The sequence below is a fragment of the Hydrogenophaga sp. L310 genome, from assembly GCF_055703065.1.
In genome coordinates this window covers 25,299-46,251 of sequence record NZ_JBVPZA010000006.1, presented here as the reverse complement: position 1 = coordinate 46,251, position 20,953 = coordinate 25,299, and the positions used below count along the sequence as shown (strand labels likewise).

Genomic DNA, 20,953 nt, shown 5'->3' with positions numbered 1-20,953 from the left:
GGGGCTTATGACCTCACCAGCCGCTGCATCCAGTCGAGCAACACGGTGGGCAACGAGGCCGGCGTCTGCAGCAAGGCGTGGTGCTGGGCGCCGAACACGGCGGGCAGGTAACTGGCGGCCTGCCGGTCCACAGCCAGGCAGAACGGCGAGATGCCCTGCAGCCGGGCTTCGGTCACGGCCTGGCGGGTGTCTTCGATGCCGTAGCGGCCTTCGTAGACATCGTTGTCGTTGGGTTTGCCGTCGGACAGGAGCAGCAGCAGCCGGTGGGTGGCGCCTTCGTGCATGAGTGTGGCACTGGCGTGGCGCAAGGCGGCGCCGGTGCGCGTGTACTGATCGGGTTCGAGGGCCGCGATGCGCAGCGCCACGGCGGGGCAGTAGGGCTCGTCGAAGCGCTTGATGTCCCACAGGCTCACCGCGGCGGGCCCATTGCCCGAGAAGGCCTGCACCGCGAAGGGCTCGCCCATCGCACCGAGGGCGATGCACACCAGCAGCAGGGCCTCGCGCTCGACGTCGATCACCCGGCGGCTGTTCGAAATCCAGCCGTCGGTGGAGCCGCTGACGTCGATGAGGATCAGGATGGCCATGTCGCGCCGGGTGCGCTGTTGTGAGCAATACAGGTCGTCGGCCATGGGCCAGCCGGCGCGCAGGTTCGCCAGACCTTCCACGCAGGCTTCGAGGTCGATGTCGTCGCCGTCGGTCTGGCGGCGCCGCAGCGTGCGCTGGGGGCGCAGGGCCGCGAAGCGCTGGCGGATGGCGCCGAGCAGCGCGCGGTGCGCGGCCAGCGTGTCGTCCACCCATTGCTGCGCGCCGGCCGGTGCCGCCAGCAGACGCACCGTGGCGCCTGGGTGGCGGTAGGCCTCGATCCGGCAATCCCACTCGGGGTAGCTGAACGCCTGGGGTGCGTCGGACGCTGCGGCCTTGGCGTGACGGGGCTGCACCGTGGGCGGGTCATCGGACAGCAGCACCTCCCGGGCCTGGTCCGGGGTCCAGACCAGCCGCGCCTGCGCCAGCTCCGAGACCAGGTCGGCGAACTCGTCGGCCGCCGCATGCTGGTCGCGGTCGGTGGGCCGCTGCAAACCGAACGAGTCTTCGGCCTGTTCGTGGGGTACCTCGGGCGGGATCATCCACGCGCCCGGCGCTGCTTCGTCCTCCTGCCCGGCGCCTTCACGCACTTCGGGGCGACGTGCCAGGCGCGCGCTGCGAGTCGCGCGGTCGGCGGTGTCGCCGACCTCGTCACTGCCCGCCAGGGGAGAAACCATGGCCTCGCCCGGCGTGCGCAACTCGCCGGTCCAGCCATCGCGGAACAGGAGCGGGACGCCCAGGCGCCCCGCGCTGGGCAGGTCGCGGACCATTTCGGCGGCGAGGAGATGCGCGATGCAGGCCGATTCTTCCGGCGATGCATGGATGGGTGCGTGCACATTCGGCCCCTCGCAAGGCTGCGCGATCAAGTCGCGCACCCAGGCCTCCAGCGGGCGGCGCGCTGCCGGGAACTGTGCCAGCGGCGGGCGGGCTGCGAGCGCTGCCTGGCGCAAGCCGTTCAAGGAGCTGGACATGCCGCGCAACAGGCGCGCCAGCGCAGCGTCAGCCGCGATGGCTTCCAGCAGCAGGTAAATGTCGAGAACCAGCGGCGAGTCACAGAGGTCCACGCACGCAGCGCTGCCCCGGCTCGCCCGCATGGCCTGCACCAGGGCCATGGTGCGAAAGCGGTCCATGGCCAGAGCGGTATCCGCGAGGCCGGTTTCCGACGGCAGCCAGATGCACTGGCCGTCGGTGGCCGGCAGCGCCATGCGCGCCTGCGGGAAACCGCTGCGCTGGAAGGTCTTGGCGAGCCAGGTGGGCCGTGCCGGCATCTGCGCCGTGCGCAGGCGGTAGGCCGTGCCGAACACCGCCTCGATCAGCAGGCCCAGTCGCGGCGCCACATCGACCAGCAGGGTCACGGGCCGGGAGGGTGCCCTGGCCCGATGCCGTCGCCACAAGCGCTGTGTGAAAACGGTCGCGTGCCGGGCCACGTCGGTGATCACGTCCTCGGCTTCGGCCATCGGGGTGTTCCTCGATCAGATGAAGGTGGCGTCGACCAGGTCGCGCATCGCACCCACCAGCGCTTCGTCGTCCGACAGCGGCGACACCACAGCACTCAGGCAAGCCTGCCGCGGCGGGATGCCACTGACCACCAGCGCGGCCGCCGCGATCAACAAGCGGGTGCTCGGCACCTCCACCAACCCGCGGTCGCGCAGTTGGCGCAGCCGTTGCCCGAACGACACCAGCGCCACGGCCGTGGCATGGTCGGCACCGGCCTCGCTCTGGATGATGGCCGCCTCTCGCTCGGCCGGTGGAAAGTCGAAGTCGAGCGCCACGAAGCGCTGCCGCGTGCTGGGCTTGAGGTCCTTGAGCATGCGCTGGTAGCCCGGGTTGTAGGAGATGACCAGCTGGAAGCCGGGAGCCGCCACCAGCGTTTCACCGGTCTTGTCGATGGGCAGGATGCGGCGGTGGTCGGTCAGTGAATGCAGGACCACCATGGTGTCCTGCCGGGCTTCGACCACCTCGTCCAGGTAGCAGATGGCGCCCTCGCGCACGGCACGGGTGAGCGGCCCGTCCTGCCAGGCCGTGCCGTCGTGGCGGATCAGGAAGCGGCCAATCAGATCGCTCGCGCTCAGGTCGTCGTGGCAGGAGATCGTGACCAGGGGGCGTTTGAGCTTCCAGGCCATGTGTTCGACAAACCGCGTCTTGCCACAACCGGTCGGGCCTTTGAGCATCACCGCCAGCCGCAGGGCGTGGCAGTGCTCGAAGATGGCCACTTCTGCGCCCGACGGCAGGTAATACGGCTCGTCGGCGGTCGATCGCTCTGACCCGTCCAGTGGGCCGACTGTGTGGAGCAACGGAGCGGCCAAGGGGTCCCTCACAGGGTTGACAAGATGGCTTCGGCTTTGGTCGAGCGAGGCGCACCGGGGTCCGCCTCGACATCGAAGCGCGGTGCATGGCGGAAGAAGTCGTAGATGAACAGCCCCACGCCGATCGCGAACAGCGAGCCGGTGGCGATCAGCATGACGAAGTGCACCTGGATCTTCAGCTGCGCGTCGAGGTAGCCCATGCCCATGATGCGTTCCAGATAGACCTGCGCGATGCCGGCGGTGGCGAACGAGAGCGTCATGCCGAACATGCCGCCCAGCTGCATCCAGAACGCCCAGTAGCCGAGGCTGCTGCCTTGTTCGCTGCGCCCCGGCGTCATCGCCGGCAGGGCATAAGTGATCATGGCCAGCACGATCATCGCGTAGGCCCCGTAGAAAGCGGCGTGCCCGTGCATGGCGGTGATCAGCGTGCCGTGGGTCCATTTGTTGACATCCGGAAACGTGTGCGCCAGGCCCAGCAGGCCGGCACCGAACAGGGTGAACAGCGCGCTGCCGATGGTCCAGTGCAGCGCCAGCGTGTTGGGATGCGACAGGCCGGCGCGGCGCATGGCCGAATACGCGAACATCGCCATGCCCACCAGCGCGGCGGGCTCCAGCGCGCTGAAGATGCCGCCGATGGGCAGCCAGTACGACGGAACGCCCACCCAGTAGTAGTGGTGCGCCGTTCCCAGGATGCCGGCGATGAACACCAGGCCGACGATCACGTACAGCCACTTCTCCATCACCTCGCGGTCGGCACCGGACAGGCGGATCAACAGGTAGGCCAGGAAACCGCCCTGGATCATCACCCACACGCCCTCGACCCAGAGGTGGATCGTCCACCAGCGGTAGTAGATGGAGACGGTGTAGTTTTCGTATTCCAGCAGCGCGGGCAAATACAGCAGCGCGGCCAGGCCGAGGCCGAGCACCAGCACGCCCTCGGTGGTGGTGAAGCGTCTGGAGCGCCAGATCGTCATGCCGATGTTGTAGAGAAAGATCAGCATGCAGATCACGATCACAATCTTGTGCGGCAGGGGCTGTTCCAGCAGCTTGTTGCCGGTGCCGTAGCGAAACAGATAGCCCACCACGGCGGTCACGCCCATCAGGGTCCAGAGGACCAGCTGCACATAGGCGAGCCTGGTGCTGTAAAGCTCGGTGCGCGATTCGTCGGGCACCATCCAGTAGGTGGCGCCCATGAAACCGGTCAGCACCCACACGATCAGCAGGTTGGTGTGGATCACCTTGGTCACGTCGAACGGCAGGATGTTCAGCAGGGGATCGGGTCCGACGTATTTGGCGGCCGACAACAGCCCGAACACCAGTTGCAGCCCGAACAACACCATGGCCACGGCGAAATACCAGTAAGCAACCGATTGAGACCTGTAGCGCATGTCAGAACTCCTGCAGAAGTGGCGGCGGAGGCCCGCTGCCCGAGTGGGTTTGGCGGCTTCGAAGCCCGTTACTTGAAAGTCGCCAGGTACGCAGCGAGGTGGTTGACCTGTTCGGATGTCAGGTCCTTGTCGTAGGTGTTCGGCATGAAAGAGACCCCGTCGGCCGAATACATGGTGCCTGCAACCAGGTGCGCGCTGGGCTGGGTGATGGACTCGCGAATGAAGGCCTCCAGGTCGGTGGCGCTGCCCTTGTAGCCGGGTGACGCCAGGGTCTGCTGTGCGCGTGTGGCGATGCCGGCCAGCGAGGGGCCCGCCATGTCGGCTCCTGCCGTGAGGGAGTGGCAGGCGGTGCAGGCGGGTGCGGCGGTTCTGAACACGCGCTCGCCCAGGGCCACCGGGTCCTTGGCGGAAGCATCCGCGGTCGATCCTGCTGCAGGCGTCGATGTCCCCGCCACGGCGGCTTCGAGGGTCGGTTTGCCGGCCCCTGTGCCAGAGCCGGTGACCGTGATCGGCCGCGGTGGCCAGTCCTGGTTGTCCACCCGGCTGACCCAGTCCAGGAACGCGATCAGGCCATCAATGTCGGCATCGCTCAGGTCCTGCCGGGGCATCAGCCGGCGGTGGCGCTGTTCGTCGTAAAACTTCGACGGGTCTTTCAGGAAGGCCCGCAGGTAGGGCGCGCCGCGCTGTTGCGCGATCTTGGTGAGGTCGGGTGCGTAGTACGCCCCTTCACCGAACAAGGTGTGGCAGTTGATGCAGTTGTTCTTGTGCCAGACATCCTTGCCCAGGGTGACCGCGGGCGTGATGTTCTGTGCGTTCGTCAGTTTCGGAAACTGGCGGTGGCTGTCGACAGTGAGCCCCAGAAAAATCAGCGTGGCGACCAGGGTGGAGCCGATCGCGAAGTAACGTGCCTGGCGCTTGTTCATGTGTCTGCTCCCGCGTCAGACGCTGATGCCCGTCCAGTAGATGATGCTGATGGCGCTCGCGTACGCGATACCGGCCAGCATCAGACCGAGCACGACATGGCTGAACACCTGGAGACTTCGGTACGCGGTCATGGGGAGCACCTCGACGGTTGCGCCTGCGCGCTCTCGGAGGCGAGAGAGGCAGGCAGACGGTGCATGTTGGCGAGTCCGCGCCACTCGGTCCGTGCGGTAGCGTACCGAACCGAGGGCGCTTGCGAGCAAGCGCCCTCCTGACCACCAACCGGTGGTCTTCGACCGCAAGCCTGGCTGGAGCCGGGGGACGGCACAATAGGGCCGATTTATCTGCCCTGGCCTCCGGCCGGGCTCAGACCGTCGTTGCCATGTCTTCTTCCATGTCCCGCCCCTCCCCGTCCCTCAAATCCCGTTGCGCGCCGCTGCTGCTGTGCGCCCTGCTGGCCGCCTGTGCGGCACCGATGTCCACGGATGTCAGCGAGGCCGACGAGCCCGAAGAAAGCAGCCACGTCCCGGTACCGCCGGTGGTGCTGGATGGCACGGCCTGGCAGGCCACCAACCACATCGAGGGCCTGGTGCCCGGCACGCACTGGGAGCACCAGGTCTACGCCAGCCGCCGGCCAACGCGCTACAGCGCCACCGAACACGAGGGCCGCCCGGCCGTGATGGCCCGGGCCGACGGCGCCAACAGCACGCTGAGCCTGCCCCTGACCCCACCGCCCGGCGCCCTGCCCCAGCGCATCCGGTTTTCGTGGTTCGTGCCGGCGCTGAACCCGAAGTTCGACCTGCGCGAGAAGGGTGAAGACGATGCCGTGGTGCGCCTGATCCTGAGCTTCGAGGGCGACCGCAGCAGCCACTGGCGCGCGCGCGACCACCTGGTGTCCGAGTTGTCGAACCTGATCGCGGGCAAGCCGCTGCCGTTCGCTTCGATCATGTACGTCTGGGACAACCGCTACCCCGCGGGCACCGTGATCCCCAACCCCTACACCGACCGCATCCGCCAGATCGTGGTCGAGTCCGGGCCGGACCGGCTCAACCAGTGGGTGGACTTCGACCGCGACATCGAAGCCGATTTCCGTCGGGCGTTCGGCGAAGCCCCGGGTCCGCTGGTCGGCCTGGGCCTGATGAGCGACTCCAACAACTCGGGCGACTCGATCACCGCCTGGTACGGGCCGATGGACCTGACGCTGTCGCCCGCGACACCCTAGGAGCCGGCGTCTGTCGGCCGGACCACGCCGCGGCGCGGGATCGGTGTCGAGAACACGATGGAGGTGCGGGTCTCGCCGTAGCCGTTGATGTCGCCGAGAAAGCGCTCCAGATCGGGCAGGTCCAAGGCCACGACCTGCAACACATACGAGTCCTCGCCGCTGACGTGGTGGCACTCCAGCACCCGCGCCGAGGCGCGCAGCTTGTCGATCAGCGCCTTCTTGCCCGGTTGCGGCACGTTGATGCCAACGATGGCGCGCACGCCGTAGCCCACCTTGGCGGGGTCGATGTCGGCGTGCACACCGCGCACCACGCCCGCCTCCTGCAGGCGCCGAAGACGCTCCAGCGTGGCCGGCACCGACAGCCCGACCGCCGCGGCCAGTTCCTTGAGCGAGGCACGGCCATCGGTCTGCAAGGCGGACAGCAACCGCCAGGCTTTGTCGTCCACTTCCATGATCTGCTCCCTGTTGCCGATGAAGCCTAAGAATTTATCGAAAAACAGCCACACGGCCTAATTTTCGTGATTCTCCCCATCAGATCACCGCTTTAGCATCGGGGCATGGATGCCACATCGCTCACCGTCTTCTTCAAGGCCGCCCTGATCGGCCTGCTCATCGCCGCGCCGGTCGGCCCCATCGGTCTGCTGACCATGCAGCGCACGCTGGAACGCGGCTTGGCCGCCGGGCTGGCCACCGGCATGGGCGCGGCCGTGGCGGACGCTTTGTATGGTGCGATCGGGGCATTTGGCGTGAGCTGGCTGATCCATACCCTGATCGAGGCCAAAACGCCGCTGGCGCTGGGCGGCGGCGCGGTGCTGCTGGTGCTGGCCTGGAAGACCTGGCGCGCGCCCGTGACCGACGCGGTCGCCCCGGCGCGCGATGCCAGCGACCTGCTCGGGCTGGCGGCGGGCACCTTCGTGTTGACCCTGGCCAACCCGGCGACCATCGTGTCCTTCATCGCGGTGTTCGGTTCACTGGGCGGCAGCCTGCAGTCGGCGCCTTCACCGTTGTGGATGGTGGCCGGTGTGCTGGTGGGTTCGGCCGCCTGGTGGCTGCTGCTCACGGCGCTGATCGCGCACCAGCGGCACCGCTTCACACCGGCCTGGCGCAGCCGCATCAACCGCGGCTCGGCCCTGCTGCTGGCCGGGTTTGCGCTGTGGCAATGGGCTTCGCTGGCGGCCCGGTGAACAGCCTCAGCCGCCGAGACCGGCGAAGACGTTCTGCACGTCTTCGTTGTCGTCCAGCGCGGCCAGGAAGGCTTCCACCTCTTCCAGCGCTTCGGCGCTCAGGCTGGCCGGGTCGATGGGGTTCTTGGGTTTGTAGCCCAGCTTGGTCGACAGCACGGTGAAGCCGTGTGCGGGCAGCGCGCGGCTCACGAGGTCGAGGTCCGTCGGGTCGGTGAGAAAGACACACACGCCTTCTTCGTCGGCGGGTTCGAAGTCCTGCGCACCGGCTTCGATGGCGGCCAGCTCGGCATCCGCATCCTTCGCAGCAGCCTCGGCTTCGATGATGCCGACGTGGTCAAAGTCCCAGGACACCGAGCCGCTGGTGCCGAGCTGGCCCTTGCGGAACAGCACGCGCATGTCGGAGGCGGCGCGGTTCACGTTGTCGGTCAGGCACTCGACCATCACCGGCACGCGGTGCGGCGCGAAGCCTTCATAGATCACATGGTCGAACTGCACCGACTCCCCCGTGAGGCCGGCGCCCTTCTTGATGGCGCGGTCCAGCGTGTCCTTGGGCATGGAGACCTTGCGCGCCTGCTCCACCACCAGGCGCAGCCGCGCGTTCGCCGCCGGGTCCGCCCCGTGGCGCGCGGCGATCATGATGTCCTTGGCGAGTTTGCCGAAGAGGCGGCCCTTGGCGTTGGCGGCCAGATCCTTGTGTTTTGCTTTCCACTGCGCGCCCATGGGGAGTTCCTTGTGTTGTGTGCTGACCGGGGTGCATGAGTTTAGTGGACGGGCTGCGCGGGACACCGCCGTCCGGCAGGGGCTGCGCTCAAGCCACCGTCGCGAGCCGGTGCTCCAGCTGGCGCAACCGCAACGCGCAACCCGTGGCCACCAGCGCACAGGCCGCCGAGAGCCAGAACACGCTGGCCAGTCCGAAAGCCGAGCTCAGCAGCCCGCCGCCCAGCCCACCCATGACGCCCGGCAAGCCGTAGCCGATCACGGTGTAGAGCGCCTGGCCGCGCCCGCGCAGGCGGCCCGGGAAATGGTGCGAGAGCAGCGCAATGCAAACCGAATGGTGCGCGGCGAAGGTGATGGCGTGCAGCGCCTGCGCCAGCAACAGCAACGGCCACACCAGCGGCAGACCGGCGGTGAGCCCCATGCGCAGCGCCATCAGGCCCGCGGCCAGCGCCAGCCAGCCGGTGAGCGACATGAGCGGCAGCCAGCGCCCCTGCGTGAAGAACCAGCCGATTTCGATCACCACCGACACCGCCCACAAGAGGCCGATCACGGTCTTGCTGTAGCCCAGTGAATCGAGGTAGAGCGAAAAGAAGACGTAGATGAAGATGTGCGCGAGCACATGGAAAAACACGGCCGCAAAGAACCAGCGCACCGGCGGCTGGCGCAGCACGGGCCACATGTCGGGGTGATCGGCCTCAAAGTGCGCGGCTTCCTTGAAGTCCGGCAGCAGCCAGACACTCGCGGTCACCGCGGCCAGCGTGCCCAGGGTCCAGGCCGGGAAGTGGCCCATGCCGAATCGCTCGAACCACCAGCCCGCCACCACCACCGTGAGCAGGAAACCCAGCGAACCCCAGAGCCGCACGCGGCCATAGCGCTTCGCATCAAAAGCCCCGCCCTGACTCACCAGGTGCGCCAGCGCGGCCTCGCTCATGGGCATCATGGCGCTGGTGTGGGTGAACATGAGCAGCAGCACGATGAACAGCGCAACGCCGCCGAGCGGAAACCACAGCCCGATGGAGAGCAGCAGCGCCACCGTGGCCCCATAGCGCAGCAATTTCACGCGCTCGCCGGTGCGGTCAGACAGCGTGCCCCAGGCGTAGGGCGCAAACAGGCGCGTGGCCGACTGCACCGAAGTCAGCACGCTGATGGCGATCAGGCCGAAGCCCAGCTCTTTCAGCCAGAGCGGCAGGTAGGGGTTGAAGAAGCCGATGTGCGCGAAATAGCTCGCGGACAACGCTGCAAACGGGAACAGCTGTTTTCTTTCGGGCTTGTGCGGCACGTTGGTCAGCAAGAGGAGAACTTCGCTGGCACGCCTCCAGCACACACCGCAGAACCGGCTTTGCCGGGCTGCTGGTGTGGTCCCCCTTCAGGGGGAAGACGCGAAGCGGCGCAGGGGGTGCTCACCTTCCTGCCGCAGCGATGTCCGGCGTGTCCACATGCACATCGCCACACTGCGCACGGTGGCGCAGCGCGTGGTCCATCACCACCAACGCCAGCAGCGCTTCCATGATGGGCGCCGCGCGGATGCCGACACAAGGGTCGTGGCGGCCCTTGGTGATCACTTCGGTGGGTGCGCCGGCCACGTCGATCGAATCGCGTGGGACCAGGATCGAGCTGGTGGGCTTGATGGCGATGGACACGTCCAGGTCCTGCCCGGTGCTGATGCCACCGAGCGTGCCACCGGCCTTGTTGCCCACAAAACCGCCAGGCGTGAGCGAGTCGCCGTGCGTGCTGCCCCGGTCGGTCACGCTGGCGAAACCGGCGCCGATCTCGACGCCCTTCACGGCGTTCAGGCCCATCATGGCGTAAGCGATGTCAGCGTCGAGTTTGTCGTACAGCGGCTGGCCCAGTCCCACCGGCATGTTCTGCGCCACCACCCGCAGCCGCGCGCCACACGAGTCGCCGCTCTTGCGCAGCGCGTTCATGAAGGTTTCGATGGCCGAGACATCGGCCACTGGCGCGAAGAAGGGGTTGTTGGGCACGTGGTCCCAGCTCTCGAAGCCAATGGCCACGTCGCCCACCTGCGTCATGCAGGCGTGGAACGTGGTGCCGTATTTTTCTTTCAGCCACTTCTTCGCCACGGCGCCAGCGGCCACGGTGGGCGCGGTCAGGCGGGCCGAACTGCGGCCGCCACCGCGCGGGTCGCGGATGCCGAATTTCTGCCAGTAGGTGTAGTCGGCATGACCCGGGCGGAAGGTCTGCAGGATGTTGCCGTAGTCCTTGCTGCGCTGGTCGGTGTTGCGGATCAGCAGGGCGATCGGTGTGCCGGTGGTCTTGCCTTCGTACACGCCACTCAGGATTTCCACCGCGTCGGGCTCGTTGCGCTGGGTCACAAACTTCGATGTGCCGGGGCGGCGGCGGTCCAGATCGGTCTGGATGTCGGCCTCGGACAAGCCCATGCCGGGCGGACAGCCGTCGATCACGCAGCCAATGGCCGGGCCGTGGGATTCACCGAAGTTGGTGACGCAAAACAGGGTGCCGAAGGTATTGCCGCTCATAGTGAACCGGATTATCCCAGAGGGCCGATGGGGCAGGCGTGGACCAGTCTGGTGCTCGCCTGTGCCAGGAGACCCGGCGAAATCCGGGACGGGGGACATTCACGGAGCTGAACGCCCGGGTGCCCGATCCCGCGAGGTGCCAGCGCACGAAGCACCCTTAAAACGCCGCCTTCAGCTCATCAATGTCATCCGGTTCGGCCTCCGCCGCAGCCACCCATTCCTGCAGGGCCGGCAGCAGCCCGCCCCGGGTCTGATCTCGTTGAGGTATTCGCCAATGGCGAACGTGTCCCACACGTGCACGCCGTCGCGGGCCTGGTTCGAGAAGAACCGGATCAGCCACGAGCCGCTGCCACACGCAGGGTTCATGCGCCGCGTGTACCCCGGCTCCGTGCAGCTCTCGGCCTTCATCAGCACGAACCCGGAGCGCCACAAGCAGTCGTGCCGCAACATCTACGACCACCTGGAACACGACCGCGATCCGCCGCATCGCGCTGATGACGGTCGAAGGCGAACGCGACCACCCCAGAGTGCGGGACAGGATCCACGCCTCAATGGGTTGAACCCCGAAAACCAGAACACCCCGACTGGCGGGGCGTTCTGTTCGGGGTGGTGGCACGAGCGAAAGGCTCTCAGCCTCTCAAGGCATGTTCGGCTCGGTCTTGCCGGATTCGGCTTCTTCTTCCGGCCAGTCACGGATGTAGGCCTTGAGCATCTTGTTTTCGAAGTTCTGGCTGTCGACCACAGCCTTGGCCACGTCGTAGAAGCTGATCACGCCCATCAACATCTTGGCGTCCATGACCGGCATGTAACGGGTGTGCTTTTCCAGCATCAGGGGGCGCACCTCATCAAGTTCGGTCTCGGGGGTGCAGCTCATGGGATGGTCGTCCATCACGGCGCGCACCGCGCGGGTCCCGAGCACACCGTTGTTCTTCGCCAAGGTGTGGATCACTTCCCGGAAGGTCAACATGCCCACCAGCTCGCCGTGTTCCATGACGGCCAGCGAACCGATGTCGAACTGGGCCATGGTGGCCGCCGACTGGATCAGCGTGTCGTCGGGATGGCAGGTGTAGAGGGTTCCGCCCTTGACGCGCAGGATGTCACTGACTTTCATCGCCGTTCTCCTCGGAGTGTTTTGTGTCGCCAGCCGGTCTGGCATGCATGGGAATATAGCCCACAATAAACCCGAAAACCACCGCATTCAGCCCGATGCGGACGCATTCGAACCCCACAGGAGACAGACCCCATGCCCGGTTATTCCGACCCCGGCTTTGACACGCTGGCGCTGCACGCTGGCGCCACGCCCGACGCCACCGGCGCGCGCGCCGTGCCGATCCACCTCACCACCTCCTTCGTCTTCGAGTCCAGCGACCACGCGGCCGCCCTCTTCAACCTGGAGCGGGCCGGCCACGTCTACAGCCGCATCAGCAACCCGACCAACGCGGTGTTCGAGCAGCGCATGGCCGCGCTGGAAGGCGGCATCGGCGCCATCTCGGTGGCCAGTGGCCAGGCCGCCTTGCACCTGTCCATCGCCACCCTCATGGGCGCGGGTTCACACATCGTCGCCAGCACCGCGCTCTACGGTGGCAGCCAGAACCTGCTGCACTACACGCTGCGCCGCTTCGGCATCGAGACCACTTTCGTGAAGCCCGGCGACATCGACGGCTGGCGTGCCGCCGTGCGGCCGAACACCCGGCTGTTCTTTGGCGAGACCGTGGGCAACCCCGGCCTGGACGTGCTGGACATCCCGACCGTGGCGCAGATCGCGCACGAGGCCAAGGTGCCACTGCTGGTGGACAGCACGCTGACCACGCCGTATCTCATCAAACCTTTCGAACACGGCGCCGACCTCGTCTACCACTCGGCCACCAAGTTCCTCAGCGGCCACGGCACCGTGATCGGTGGTGTGGTGGTGGACGGCGGCAGCTTCGACTGGGACGCCAGCGGGCTGTTTCCTGAGCTGACCGAGCCTTACGACGGCTTCCACGGCATGACCTTCAGCGAAGAAAGCACCGTGGGCGCTTTCCTGCTGCGCGCGCGCCGCGAGGGTCTGCGCGACTTCGGCGCCTGCCTCAGCCCGCACAGCGCCTGGCTGATCCTGCAGGGGCTGGAGACGCTGTCGCTGCGCATGGAGCGCCACATGAGCAACACCGAGAAGGTGGTTCAGTTCCTCGCCAGCCACCCGCTGGTGGGCCGCGTGGGCCACCCACTGCTGGAAACGCACCCCAGTCATGCGCTCGCGCAGAAGCTGCTGAAGCACGGCGCGAAAGGCGCGGGCGCGGTGTTCAGCTTCGACATCAAAGGCTCGCGCGAACAGGGCAAGGCCTTCATCGAAGCGCTCAAGATCTTCAGCCACCTGGCCAACGTGGGCGACTGCCGTTCGCTGGTGATCCACCCGGCCAGCACCACGCACTTCCGCATGAGCGACGAAGCGCTGGCCGGTGCCGGTATCGGCCCCGGAACGATCCGCCTGTCCATCGGGCTGGAGGATCCGGACGACCTGATCGACGATCTGAAACGCGCGCTCAAGGCCGCAGAGAAAGCGGGAGCCTGACCATGTACCTGCAAGTCAACGGCGCCCAGACCTACTGCTACACCGGCGGCAAAGCCTTCGATGCCGCAAAACCCACCGTCGTCTTCATCCACGGCGTGCTCAACGACCACAGCGTCTGGATCCTGCAGACCCGCTACCTCGCCAACCACGGCTGGAACGTGCTGGCGGTGGACCTGCCCGGCCACTGCAAAAGTGGTGGTGAAGCACCGTCTTCGGTCGAAGAAGCGGCGGACTTCATTGGCGCCCTGCTCGACGCGGCCGGCGTGCAGCGCGCCGCCCTCATCGGCCACAGCTGGGGTTCGCTGATCGCGCTCGAAGCCGCGTCCCGGCTGAAAGACCGCGTGAGCCACCTGGTGCTGGTGGGGACGGCCTACCCCATGAAGGTTTCGCCGGCGCTGATCGAGGCCTCGCTGAACGAGCCCATGAAAGCGCTGACCATGGTCAACGTGTTCTCGCGCTCCACCCTCGCCGCCCCCCCCTCGGCGCTTGGCCCGGGGACCTGGGTCTACGGCGCCAGCATGGCGCTGGGCCGGCGCGTGCTGGCCAGCAACCCGAAGGTCAACGTGTTCCACCGCGGCTTCGTGGCCTGCGACACGTATGCAAATGGCGAGCAGGCCATCACGGCCATCACCTGCCCCGTGCTGTTCCTGCTCGGCGCCCAGGACCAGATGACACAACCCAAGGCCGCGCAGGGCCTGATCAAGGCGGCTCAGGCGGCGGGCAAGACCGCGCGGGTGGAGAAGCTCCCGGTCGGCCACCACCAGATGACGGAAACACCCGACGCCACGCTGTTCGCCATCCGCGACTTCCTTCAGGGCCGTTAAGGCTCACTTGGCGAAGGCGCTCGGCCAGGCGTTGCGGGTCGCCGCCGCGGCCTGGCGAACCCATCGCCGCAGTGCGCGCCAGACGGTGAGGCTCCAGCCACGGCGCGGCGCCGGTTCCACCAGCGGCGTCAGCAGGTACTCGCTGTAGCAGGTCGGCGCGTCCTCTGAGGGGCGGGGCCCTGCGTCGGCGCCGATCAGTATCCAGTCCTGCAGCAGATCGACGCTGGCGCCGGGGCCGAGAAACAGGTCCTGCGCGGCGTTCGGCTGGGTCAGCCAGAAATGGCCGCTGACCACCCTCAGGCGCATGCCGGCGCTGGCATCGATCATGCGGGTCTGGCGCGGCAACAGGCGGGTGGGTTGGGCGGTGGGGTGCATGACGGGCCTCCTGTGGATGAGGCTCCACTGTCCGTGTTTGAGCCCTGGCGCAACAGACACACAGATCGCCCAGCTTGTGAGCACCAGAAGCGCTTTTCGCGCCATCTGTGTGGTCTCTTTGGGGCCCATCTGTACCGGTCACCCAGGCGCGTGTGCGCCTTGTGGGGGCCGGCACTCGGTTAGCATGGAAACGCCATGCCTGCGCCCCATCCCACGCTCGCGCTGTGTCCGGCCCCGTTGGTCGAACCGGTCTCCGCCCTGCCGCTGTACCAGCAGATCGCGCAGACACTCGCGCAGCTGATCCACAGCGGTGCGTTCAAGGCCGGTCAGCGCCTGCCGTCTGTGCGGGAAACGGCGCTGACGCAGGGTGTGTCCATCTCCACAGCGATGCAGGCCTACCGCCAGCTCGAAGAGCAGGGCCTGGTGCAGGCGCGCCCCAAGGCGGGCTACTTCGTGCGCCGCGCCCAGCGCATCGCCCAGCCCGGCCTGAGCGCGCCGCCCCAGCGCAGCTTTCTGCTGGAGCGGCAAAGCCGTTCCGAGGCCTTCGCCATGCTGCACCAGCCCGGCGACCGGGCGACGTTTGGTGGTTTCACCCCGCAAAGCAGCGAACTGTTTGACGAGGACCGTCTGCGGGTGGCCATCGGCCGCGCCTCGCGGGTGCACCGGCACAGCCTGACCGAGTACAACAAGGCCGACGCCGGACGGCCTGCGCTGCGTCAGGCGGTCGCCCAGCGCGCCCTGCAGCTGGGCTGCGCGCTGGACGCCAGCGGCATCGTGATCACCGCCAGCTGCACGCAGGCCGTGAGCCTGTGCCTGCGCGCGGTCACGCAGCCGGGGGACGTGGTGGCACTCGAATCTCCCACTTTTTTTGGCTACCTCGACCTGATCGAATCCCTGGGCCTGCGGGTGCTGGAGATCCCCACGCACCCGGCCACCGGGCTCTCGCTGCCCGCGCTGGAACTGGCGCTGGACACGCAACCCGTCAAGGCCGTGCTCGCCGCGCCCACGCTGTCCAACCCGCTGGGATCGGTCATGCCGCTGGCGGCCAAGCAGCGGCTGGTGCGCCTGCTGGCCCAGCGGCGGGTGCCCTTGATCGAAGACGTGGTGTTCAACGACCTGTTGTCCGGGGATCAGCGGCGCAAGGCCGCCAAGTCCTGGGACACCGAAGGCAACGTCATGGTCTGCGGATCGTTTGCCAAAACGCTGACGCCGGGGATCCGCCTGGGCTGGGTCGAGGCCGGTCGCTGGCGCGATGCCGTCGCCACCCACAAGCGGCTGCAGGGCGCCGCCACCAACGTGGTGCTGGAAGAGGCGCTGGCCGATCTGCTGACCCAGGGCAGCTACGAAGCCCACCTGCGCCGCCTCACGGCGTCCATGCGGCAACGCCGCCACGAGGCACGGCATCTGATCGCGCACCACTTCCCCACCGGCACACGGGTGAGCAATCCGCCGTCGGGCGATACGCTGTGGCTGGAGCTGCATCCGGCGATCGCCAGCATGGACCTCTTCAAACGCTGTGCCAGCGAGGGCATCACCTTCGGCCCGGGCGAACTGTTCACCGCCACCGACCGCTACCGCAACTGCCTGCGCCTGAACTTCTCGGGCCCCTGGAACGCCATCACCATGCAGGCCCTGGCGCGCATCGGCGAGATCGCGCGCCAGATGCTGGAGCGCCCCGCTGCCAGCCCGACGTCCCCGCTACTGCGGCGCGCTTAGGCGACTGCGCGGCGGGAAAACCAGCACCCGCGTTCCTCCGCCCGCAGCCACAATGGCCGCACCATGCTGAAAGACCCGATCACCCCACCCATGAGCGCCGCGCGGGCGCACGAGATCGCCAACGCCTTCGACCTGCGCGCCCTGCCCGCCGACTTCCTGACCAACCCCTACCCGGTGTACGCCGCCCTGCGCGAGCACGAACCGGTGCGCCACATGCCCGACGGCTCGGTGTTCCTCACCCGCCATGCCGACCTGGTGGCGGTGTACCGCGACGCGGCCACCTTCAGTTCGGACAAACACGTGGAGTTCGCGCCCAAGTACGGCGCGGACTCGCCGCTGTTCGAGCACCACACCACCAGCCTGGTGTTCAACGACCCGCCGCTGCACACCCGCGTGCGCAAGCTCATCATGGGCGCCCTCACCCGCCGCGCCATCGCCGACATGGAGCCCGGTCTGGTGATGCTGGTCGACAGCCTGCTGGACCGGCTTGAAGCGCAGGGCGGCGGCGACCTGATCGAAGACTTCGCCTCGGCCATTCCCGTCGAGATCATCGGCAACCTGCTGGGCGTGCCGCACCAAGACCGCGACCCGCTGCGCAACTGGTCGCTCGCCATCCTGGGCGCGCTGGAACCGGTGGTGACGCCCGAACAGCACGCGCTGGGCAACCGCAGCGTGACCGAGATGCTGGACTATCTGCGCTCGCTGGTGGCCGAGCGCCGCCAACGCCCCGGCGACCCGGAGCGCGACGTGCTCACGCGACTGATCCAGGGCGAGGTGGATGGCGAAAAGCTCAGCGAGGTCGAGTTGCTGCAGAACTGCATCTTCCTGCTCAACGCCGGCCACGAGACCACCACCAACCTCATCGGCAACGGCCTGATCCTGCTGCAGGAGTTCCCGGCGGCGCGCGCGCAGCTATTGGCCGATCTGCAGGCCACGGCCAGCGATGCCGCCGCGCAGGAACAGGTGCTCACGCTGGCGGTGGACGAGTGCCTGCGCTTCGAATCGTCCAACCAGCTCGGCAACCGGCGCGCGCTGAAAGCCACGCAGGTCGGCGGTGTGGACTTGCCGGCGGGCGCGCTGGTCACGCTGTGCATCGGCGCGGCCAACCGCGATCCGGCGCAGTTCCCCGACCCCGAAACGCTGGACCTGCGGCGCGCCACCAACAAACATCTCGCGTTCGGCTTCGGCATCCACCAGTGCGCGGGCCTGAGCCTGGCGCGGCTGGAGGGGCGCATCGCCATCGGCCGCTTCCTGCAGCGCTTCCCGGACTACCGGCTGAGCGCAGCACCCACGCGCGGCGGACGGGCGCGTTTCCGCGGTTTCCTGAACGCGCCTTTCAAGCTCGGCTGATGCTCGGACAACCCACGCTCGCAGGAGATCCTGCTGACGAAGCGCAGCGGCCGGGCTCTCAACTCAAGGAACAGACGGCACGACCAGCGCCTGGGCCACGGTGAGTTCGCCCAGCCGGCTCTCGGCCCAGAAGCGGCTGGTGCCGGCCTGGCGCGCGAGCAGCAGGCGCTCGGCCAGCGGTGCCACAGGGGTCAACGCCGGATCGATCAGCAGCACGTAGCGCTCTTCGTCTTCGTCGAGCCGCCCCAGCCAGTCCAGTGCCACGAGGGCAGCCACCGGTTCTTCGAGCTGCAGGGCTTCCACGCGCAGCGTGTGGGCCAGCGCGGCCAGGCTCTGGCCTTTCTGCGCCGCGCCCTGCGCCAGGTGCAGCTGCTCCAGCACCTCCAGCGCCAGCTGGAAGCTCCAGCCCGGGCTGTCACCGCGCCGCGCAATGCCCGCCAGCAGGCTGGGCAGGTAGGCGGACACCACCGCGCCCAGCAGGATGATCACCCAGGCGACGTAGAACCACACCAGCAGGATCGGCACGGTGGCGAAGGTGCCGTAAACCACCGAATAGGTCGGCACCTGGGCCAGGTACCAGCCCAGCGCTTCCTTCGCCAGCTCCAGACCACTGGCCACGAACAGGCCGCCGATGAGCGCATGGCCCCAGCGCACGTGGGTGTTCGGCACATAGCGGTAGAGCGCGCCCATGCCGACCACCACGATCGCAAACTGCACCGTGTCCAGCAGCAGGCGCACGCCACCCGGCAGCACCGAGACCATGCCGCGCGAAGCGGTCAGGGCGTAGGAGGTGGCGGTGAGGCTGACCGCCAGCAGCAGGGGTCCCAGCGTGAGCACCGCCCAGTAGACCAGGATGCGCTGCGCCAGCGGGCGCGCCCGGCGCACGCGCCAGATGTCGTTGAGCTTGCGGTCGATGGTGAGGATCAGCGCCAGCGCGGTCACCAGCAGCACCAGCGCACCGGCCCAGCCCATCTGGCCGGCCTTGGCGGCGAACTGGTTGAGCGAACTCAGCACCTGCCGGGCGATGTTGTCCGGGATCAGGCTCTTGACCAGCCAGCCCTGCAGCGTGACCTGCAGGCGGGCAAACATCGGGAAGGCGCTGAAGATCGCCAGCGCCACGGTGAACAGCGGCACCAGCGAGATGGTGGTGGTGAAGGTCAGGCTCGACGCGGTGACGCCCAGGCGGTCTTCGCGGAAGCGCTCGCGCAGCGTGATGGCGGTGTTGCGCCAGGGGAATTTCAGCGTGTCTTCCCACAGCTCGCGCAGAAAGGTTTCCATCGCCCGCAGGCGCTCATTCAGGGTCATCCCGGTATCATCCCAGATTGTCCCTGGGGCGCACCTCCGGTGCCGCCGCCCCGCCAACTTTCCCCCTCCATGCCCGCCGCCCTGCACACCCCTTCGTCGCCCACCTCGCCCGCCGTCTCGTTCACCCGCTGGCTCGCCGTGGGCAGCCTGCTGGGCCTGATCGTGCTGTGCCTGGCCTGGGAACTCTGGCTCGCGCCGCTGCGCCCGGGGGGCTCCTGGCTGGTGCTCAAGGTGCTGCCGCTGACCCTGCCGCTGGCCGGGCTGCTGAAGAACCGCATGTACACCTACCGCTGGCTCAGCCTGCTGGTGTGGATCTACTTCACCGAAGGCGCGGTGCGCGCCACCAGCGACAGCGGGCTGTCCGCCGCGCTGGCCGGCATCGAGGTGCTGCTGTGCGTGCTGTTGTTCGTGGCCTGTGCGCTGCACGTGCGCATCCGCCAGCGCGCCGCCGGCCAGGAAGCCGTGGCCGCCGACAAGGCCCGCCACGCCGCGGCCACCGGCGCCGCGGCCGACCCTGTCAACACCACCTCCACAACCCGCCCATGAACGCACTGCTCGACCAACTGCGGGCCATCGTCGGTGCGACCCACGTGCTCACGCACGACGACCCGGCCACCGACCTCAGCGCCTGGGAAAACGACTGGCGCCAGCGCGCCCGCGGCTGTGCACTGGCCGTGGTGCGCCCTGGCAACACCGGCGAAGTGTCTGAGGTGGTGAAAGCCTGTGCGGCGGCCGGCGCATCGATCGTCCCGCAGGGCGGCAACACCGGTCTGGTGGTGGGCTCGGTGCCCGATGACAGCGGCACGCAGGTCGTGCTGTCGCTCACGCGCATGAACCGCGTGCGCGCCATCGACGGCGCCAACCTCACCATGACGGTCGATGCCGGCTGCGTGCTGCAGGCGCTGCAGGAAGCCGCCGAACAGGCCGGCTTCCTGTTCCCGCTCTCGCTCGCGGCCGAAGGCAGCTGCACCATCGGCGGCAACCTGGCCACCAACGCCGGCGGCACGCAGGTGGTGCGCTACGGCAATGCGCGCGATCTCTGCCTGGGCCTGGAAGTGGTCACCGCGCAGGGCGCCGTGTGGCACGGCCTGACCGGCCTGCGCAAGGACAACACCGGCTACGACCTGCGCGACCTCTTCGTCGGCAGCGAAGGCACGCTGGGCGTCATCACCGCGGCGACCATGAAGCTCTACCCGCTGCCCGCCGCGCAGCTCACCGCCTGGGCCGCCGTGCCCAGCCTGGAATCGGCCGTGGCCTTGCTGGGCCTGGCGCATCAGCACCTGGGTGCGGGCCTGACCGGCTTCGAAGTCATGGGCCAGTTCGCGCTGAGCCTGGTGGCCAAACACTTCCCGCAGCAGCGCGTGCCGCTGTGGGAAGACACGCCCTACTGTGTCTTGCTGGAAAACAGCGACAGCGAGTCCGAAGAACACGCGCGCGCGCAGTTCGAGCGCTTGCTCGAAACCGCTTTCGAGAACGGCGTGGTGAGCGACGCCGTGGTGGCCGAGAGCCTGCAGCAGGCCCACGCGCTCTGGCACATCCGCGAAAGCATTCCGCTGGCGCAGGCCGAAGAAGGCCTGAACATCAAACACGACATCAGCATCCCGGTTTCGCGCATTCCGGCTTTCTGCGCCGAGACCGACGCCCTGCTGGAGCGCGAGATCCCCGGCGTGCGCCTGGTCAACTTCGGCCACCTGGGCGACGGCAACCTGCACTACAACGTGCAGGCGCCCGCCGACGGCGATCCCAAGGCCTTCCTGCGCGAGCAGGAAGCGCGCGTGAACACCCTGGTGTTCGACGCGGTGGCGCGCTTTGACGGTTCCATCAGCGCCGAACACGGCGTGGGCAGCCTCAAGGCCGACAAGCTGCCGCGCTACAAGGACCCGGTCGCACTGGCGCTGATGCGCTCCATCAAGCAGGCGCTGGACCCGCAGAACCTGCTGAACCCCGGGCGCGTGCTGCCGCGCTGACCCTGGCACCGGGTCACGCCGGCCTCTTTGCACACCGGGATCTGCCG

General features: G+C 67.9%; 19 protein-coding genes and 1 pseudogene. 9 read left to right on the top strand and 11 right to left on the bottom strand.

The features are described from left to right. Nucleotides 1–5: 5 nt before the first annotated feature. The 4 genes from AC0GNO_RS11920 to AC0GNO_RS11905 form a co-directional block, all read right to left on the bottom strand. Nucleotides 6–2,039 (bottom strand): nitric oxide reductase activation protein NorD, encoded by a 2,034-nt coding sequence (locus tag AC0GNO_RS11920; protein WP_472904050.1) that lies wholly within the window; start codon nucleotides 2,037–2,039, stop codon nucleotides 6–8. Nucleotides 2,040–2,054: 15 nt separating this feature from the next. Beyond that, nucleotides 2,055–2,855 (bottom strand): AAA family ATPase, encoded by an 801-nt coding sequence (locus AC0GNO_RS11915; protein WP_472904210.1) that lies wholly within the window; start codon nucleotides 2,853–2,855, stop codon nucleotides 2,055–2,057. Between the two features lie 41 nt (nucleotides 2,856–2,896). Beyond that, a complete protein-coding gene (locus tag AC0GNO_RS11910; protein WP_472888866.1) occupies nucleotides 2,897–4,276 on the bottom strand; it encodes a cbb3-type cytochrome c oxidase subunit I in 1,380 nt (459 codons plus the stop codon). A 68-nt stretch (nucleotides 4,277–4,344) separates the two neighbouring features. Further along, on the bottom strand, nucleotides 4,345–5,199 hold the full coding sequence (locus AC0GNO_RS11905; RefSeq protein WP_472904049.1) for a c-type cytochrome: 855 nt from the start codon (nucleotides 5,197–5,199) through the stop codon (nucleotides 4,345–4,347). Between the two features lie 392 nt (nucleotides 5,200–5,591). On the opposite strand from AC0GNO_RS11905, the gene AC0GNO_RS11900 reads away from it, so the two are divergent. Continuing rightward, entirely contained in the window at nucleotides 5,592–6,419 is an 828-nt protein-coding gene (locus tag AC0GNO_RS11900) for a DUF3047 domain-containing protein (protein WP_472904048.1), read from the top strand. On the opposite strand, the gene AC0GNO_RS11895 is transcribed toward AC0GNO_RS11900, so the two are convergent. Further along, on the bottom strand, nucleotides 6,416–6,871 hold the full coding sequence (locus AC0GNO_RS11895) for an Lrp/AsnC family transcriptional regulator (protein WP_177139088.1): 456 nt from the start codon (nucleotides 6,869–6,871) through the stop codon (nucleotides 6,416–6,418). The two genes, AC0GNO_RS11900 and AC0GNO_RS11895, sit on opposite strands and share 4 nt — an antisense overlap. A gap of 105 nt (nucleotides 6,872–6,976) precedes the next feature. Between AC0GNO_RS11895 and AC0GNO_RS11890 the strand changes: the two genes are divergently transcribed. Then, the gene (locus AC0GNO_RS11890) at nucleotides 6,977–7,603 is read left to right on the top strand and encodes a LysE family translocator (protein ID WP_472904047.1); all 627 of its coding nucleotides are present in this window, start codon (nucleotides 6,977–6,979) and stop codon (nucleotides 7,601–7,603) included. Between the two features lie 6 nt (nucleotides 7,604–7,609). Here the strand turns inward: AC0GNO_RS11890 and AC0GNO_RS11885 are convergent, their stop codons facing one another. From AC0GNO_RS11885 to aroC, 3 genes are all read right to left on the bottom strand, one after another. Continuing rightward, complete coding sequence (locus AC0GNO_RS11885) at nucleotides 7,610–8,323, bottom strand: YebC/PmpR family DNA-binding transcriptional regulator (protein WP_472904046.1); 714 nt, start codon at nucleotides 8,321–8,323, stop codon at nucleotides 7,610–7,612. Between the two features lie 88 nt (nucleotides 8,324–8,411). Further along, nucleotides 8,412–9,611, bottom strand: a complete 1,200-nt coding sequence (locus AC0GNO_RS11880; protein WP_472904045.1) for an MFS transporter — start codon at nucleotides 9,609–9,611, stop codon at nucleotides 8,412–8,414. A gap of 109 nt (nucleotides 9,612–9,720) precedes the next feature. Then, nucleotides 9,721–10,818, bottom strand: coding sequence for a chorismate synthase (aroC, locus tag AC0GNO_RS11875; RefSeq protein ID WP_472904044.1), 1,098 nt, complete (start codon nucleotides 10,816–10,818; stop codon nucleotides 9,721–9,723). Here aroC and AC0GNO_RS11870 point away from each other — a divergent pair. Continuing rightward, nucleotides 10,718–11,227 (top strand): annotated as a pseudogene (locus AC0GNO_RS11870) (hypothetical protein); the annotation flags it as partial. The gene aroC and the pseudogene AC0GNO_RS11870 sit on opposite strands and share 101 nt — an antisense overlap. 228 nt (nucleotides 11,228–11,455) lie before the next feature. Here the strand turns inward: AC0GNO_RS11870 and AC0GNO_RS11865 are convergent. Then, nucleotides 11,456–11,929 carry a CBS domain-containing protein gene (locus AC0GNO_RS11865; protein ID WP_472888881.1) on the bottom strand — a complete coding sequence of 158 codons (474 nt, stop codon included), beginning with the start codon at nucleotides 11,927–11,929 and terminating at the stop codon, nucleotides 11,456–11,458. 132 nt (nucleotides 11,930–12,061) lie between these two features. On the opposite strand from AC0GNO_RS11865, the gene AC0GNO_RS11860 reads away from it, so the two are divergent. Together AC0GNO_RS11860 and AC0GNO_RS11855 are read left to right on the top strand one after the other, a co-directional pair. Next, on the top strand, nucleotides 12,062–13,369 hold the full coding sequence (locus AC0GNO_RS11860) for an O-acetylhomoserine aminocarboxypropyltransferase (RefSeq protein ID WP_472904043.1): 1,308 nt from the start codon (nucleotides 12,062–12,064) through the stop codon (nucleotides 13,367–13,369). A gap of 2 nt (nucleotides 13,370–13,371) precedes the next feature. Next, complete coding sequence (locus AC0GNO_RS11855; protein WP_472904042.1) at nucleotides 13,372–14,193, top strand: alpha/beta fold hydrolase; 822 nt, start codon at nucleotides 13,372–13,374, stop codon at nucleotides 14,191–14,193. A 3-nt stretch (nucleotides 14,194–14,196) separates the two neighbouring features. On the opposite strand, the gene AC0GNO_RS11850 is transcribed toward AC0GNO_RS11855, so the two are convergent. After that, nucleotides 14,197–14,568: a DUF2917 domain-containing protein gene (locus AC0GNO_RS11850; protein ID WP_472904041.1), complete on the bottom strand. Its 372-nt coding sequence runs from the start codon at nucleotides 14,566–14,568 to the stop codon at nucleotides 14,197–14,199. A 195-nt stretch (nucleotides 14,569–14,763) separates the two neighbouring features. On the opposite strand from AC0GNO_RS11850, the gene AC0GNO_RS11845 reads away from it, so the two are divergent. Continuing rightward, on the top strand, nucleotides 14,764–16,284 hold the full coding sequence (locus AC0GNO_RS11845; protein WP_472904040.1) for an aminotransferase-like domain-containing protein: 1,521 nt from the start codon (nucleotides 14,764–14,766) through the stop codon (nucleotides 16,282–16,284). Between the two features lie 63 nt (nucleotides 16,285–16,347). Beyond that, entirely contained in the window at nucleotides 16,348–17,634 is a 1,287-nt protein-coding gene (locus AC0GNO_RS11840; protein ID WP_472904039.1) for a cytochrome P450, read from the top strand. Nucleotides 17,635–17,697: 63 nt separating this feature from the next. On the opposite strand, the gene AC0GNO_RS11835 is transcribed toward AC0GNO_RS11840, so the two are convergent. Continuing rightward, a complete protein-coding gene (locus tag AC0GNO_RS11835) occupies nucleotides 17,698–18,939 on the bottom strand; it encodes a YihY family inner membrane protein (protein WP_177139131.1) in 1,242 nt (413 codons plus the stop codon). Between the two features lie 69 nt (nucleotides 18,940–19,008). On the opposite strand from AC0GNO_RS11835, the gene AC0GNO_RS11830 reads away from it, so the two are divergent. Together AC0GNO_RS11830 and AC0GNO_RS11825 are read left to right on the top strand one after the other, a co-directional pair. Next, entirely contained in the window at nucleotides 19,009–19,485 is a 477-nt protein-coding gene (locus tag AC0GNO_RS11830) for a DUF2069 domain-containing protein (RefSeq protein WP_210822998.1), read from the top strand. After that, nucleotides 19,482–20,906, top strand: coding sequence for an FAD-binding oxidoreductase (locus AC0GNO_RS11825; protein ID WP_472904038.1), 1,425 nt, complete (start codon nucleotides 19,482–19,484; stop codon nucleotides 20,904–20,906). Before AC0GNO_RS11830 ends, AC0GNO_RS11825 begins: the two co-directional genes overlap by 4 nt. Nucleotides 20,907–20,953 lie beyond the last annotated feature (47 nt).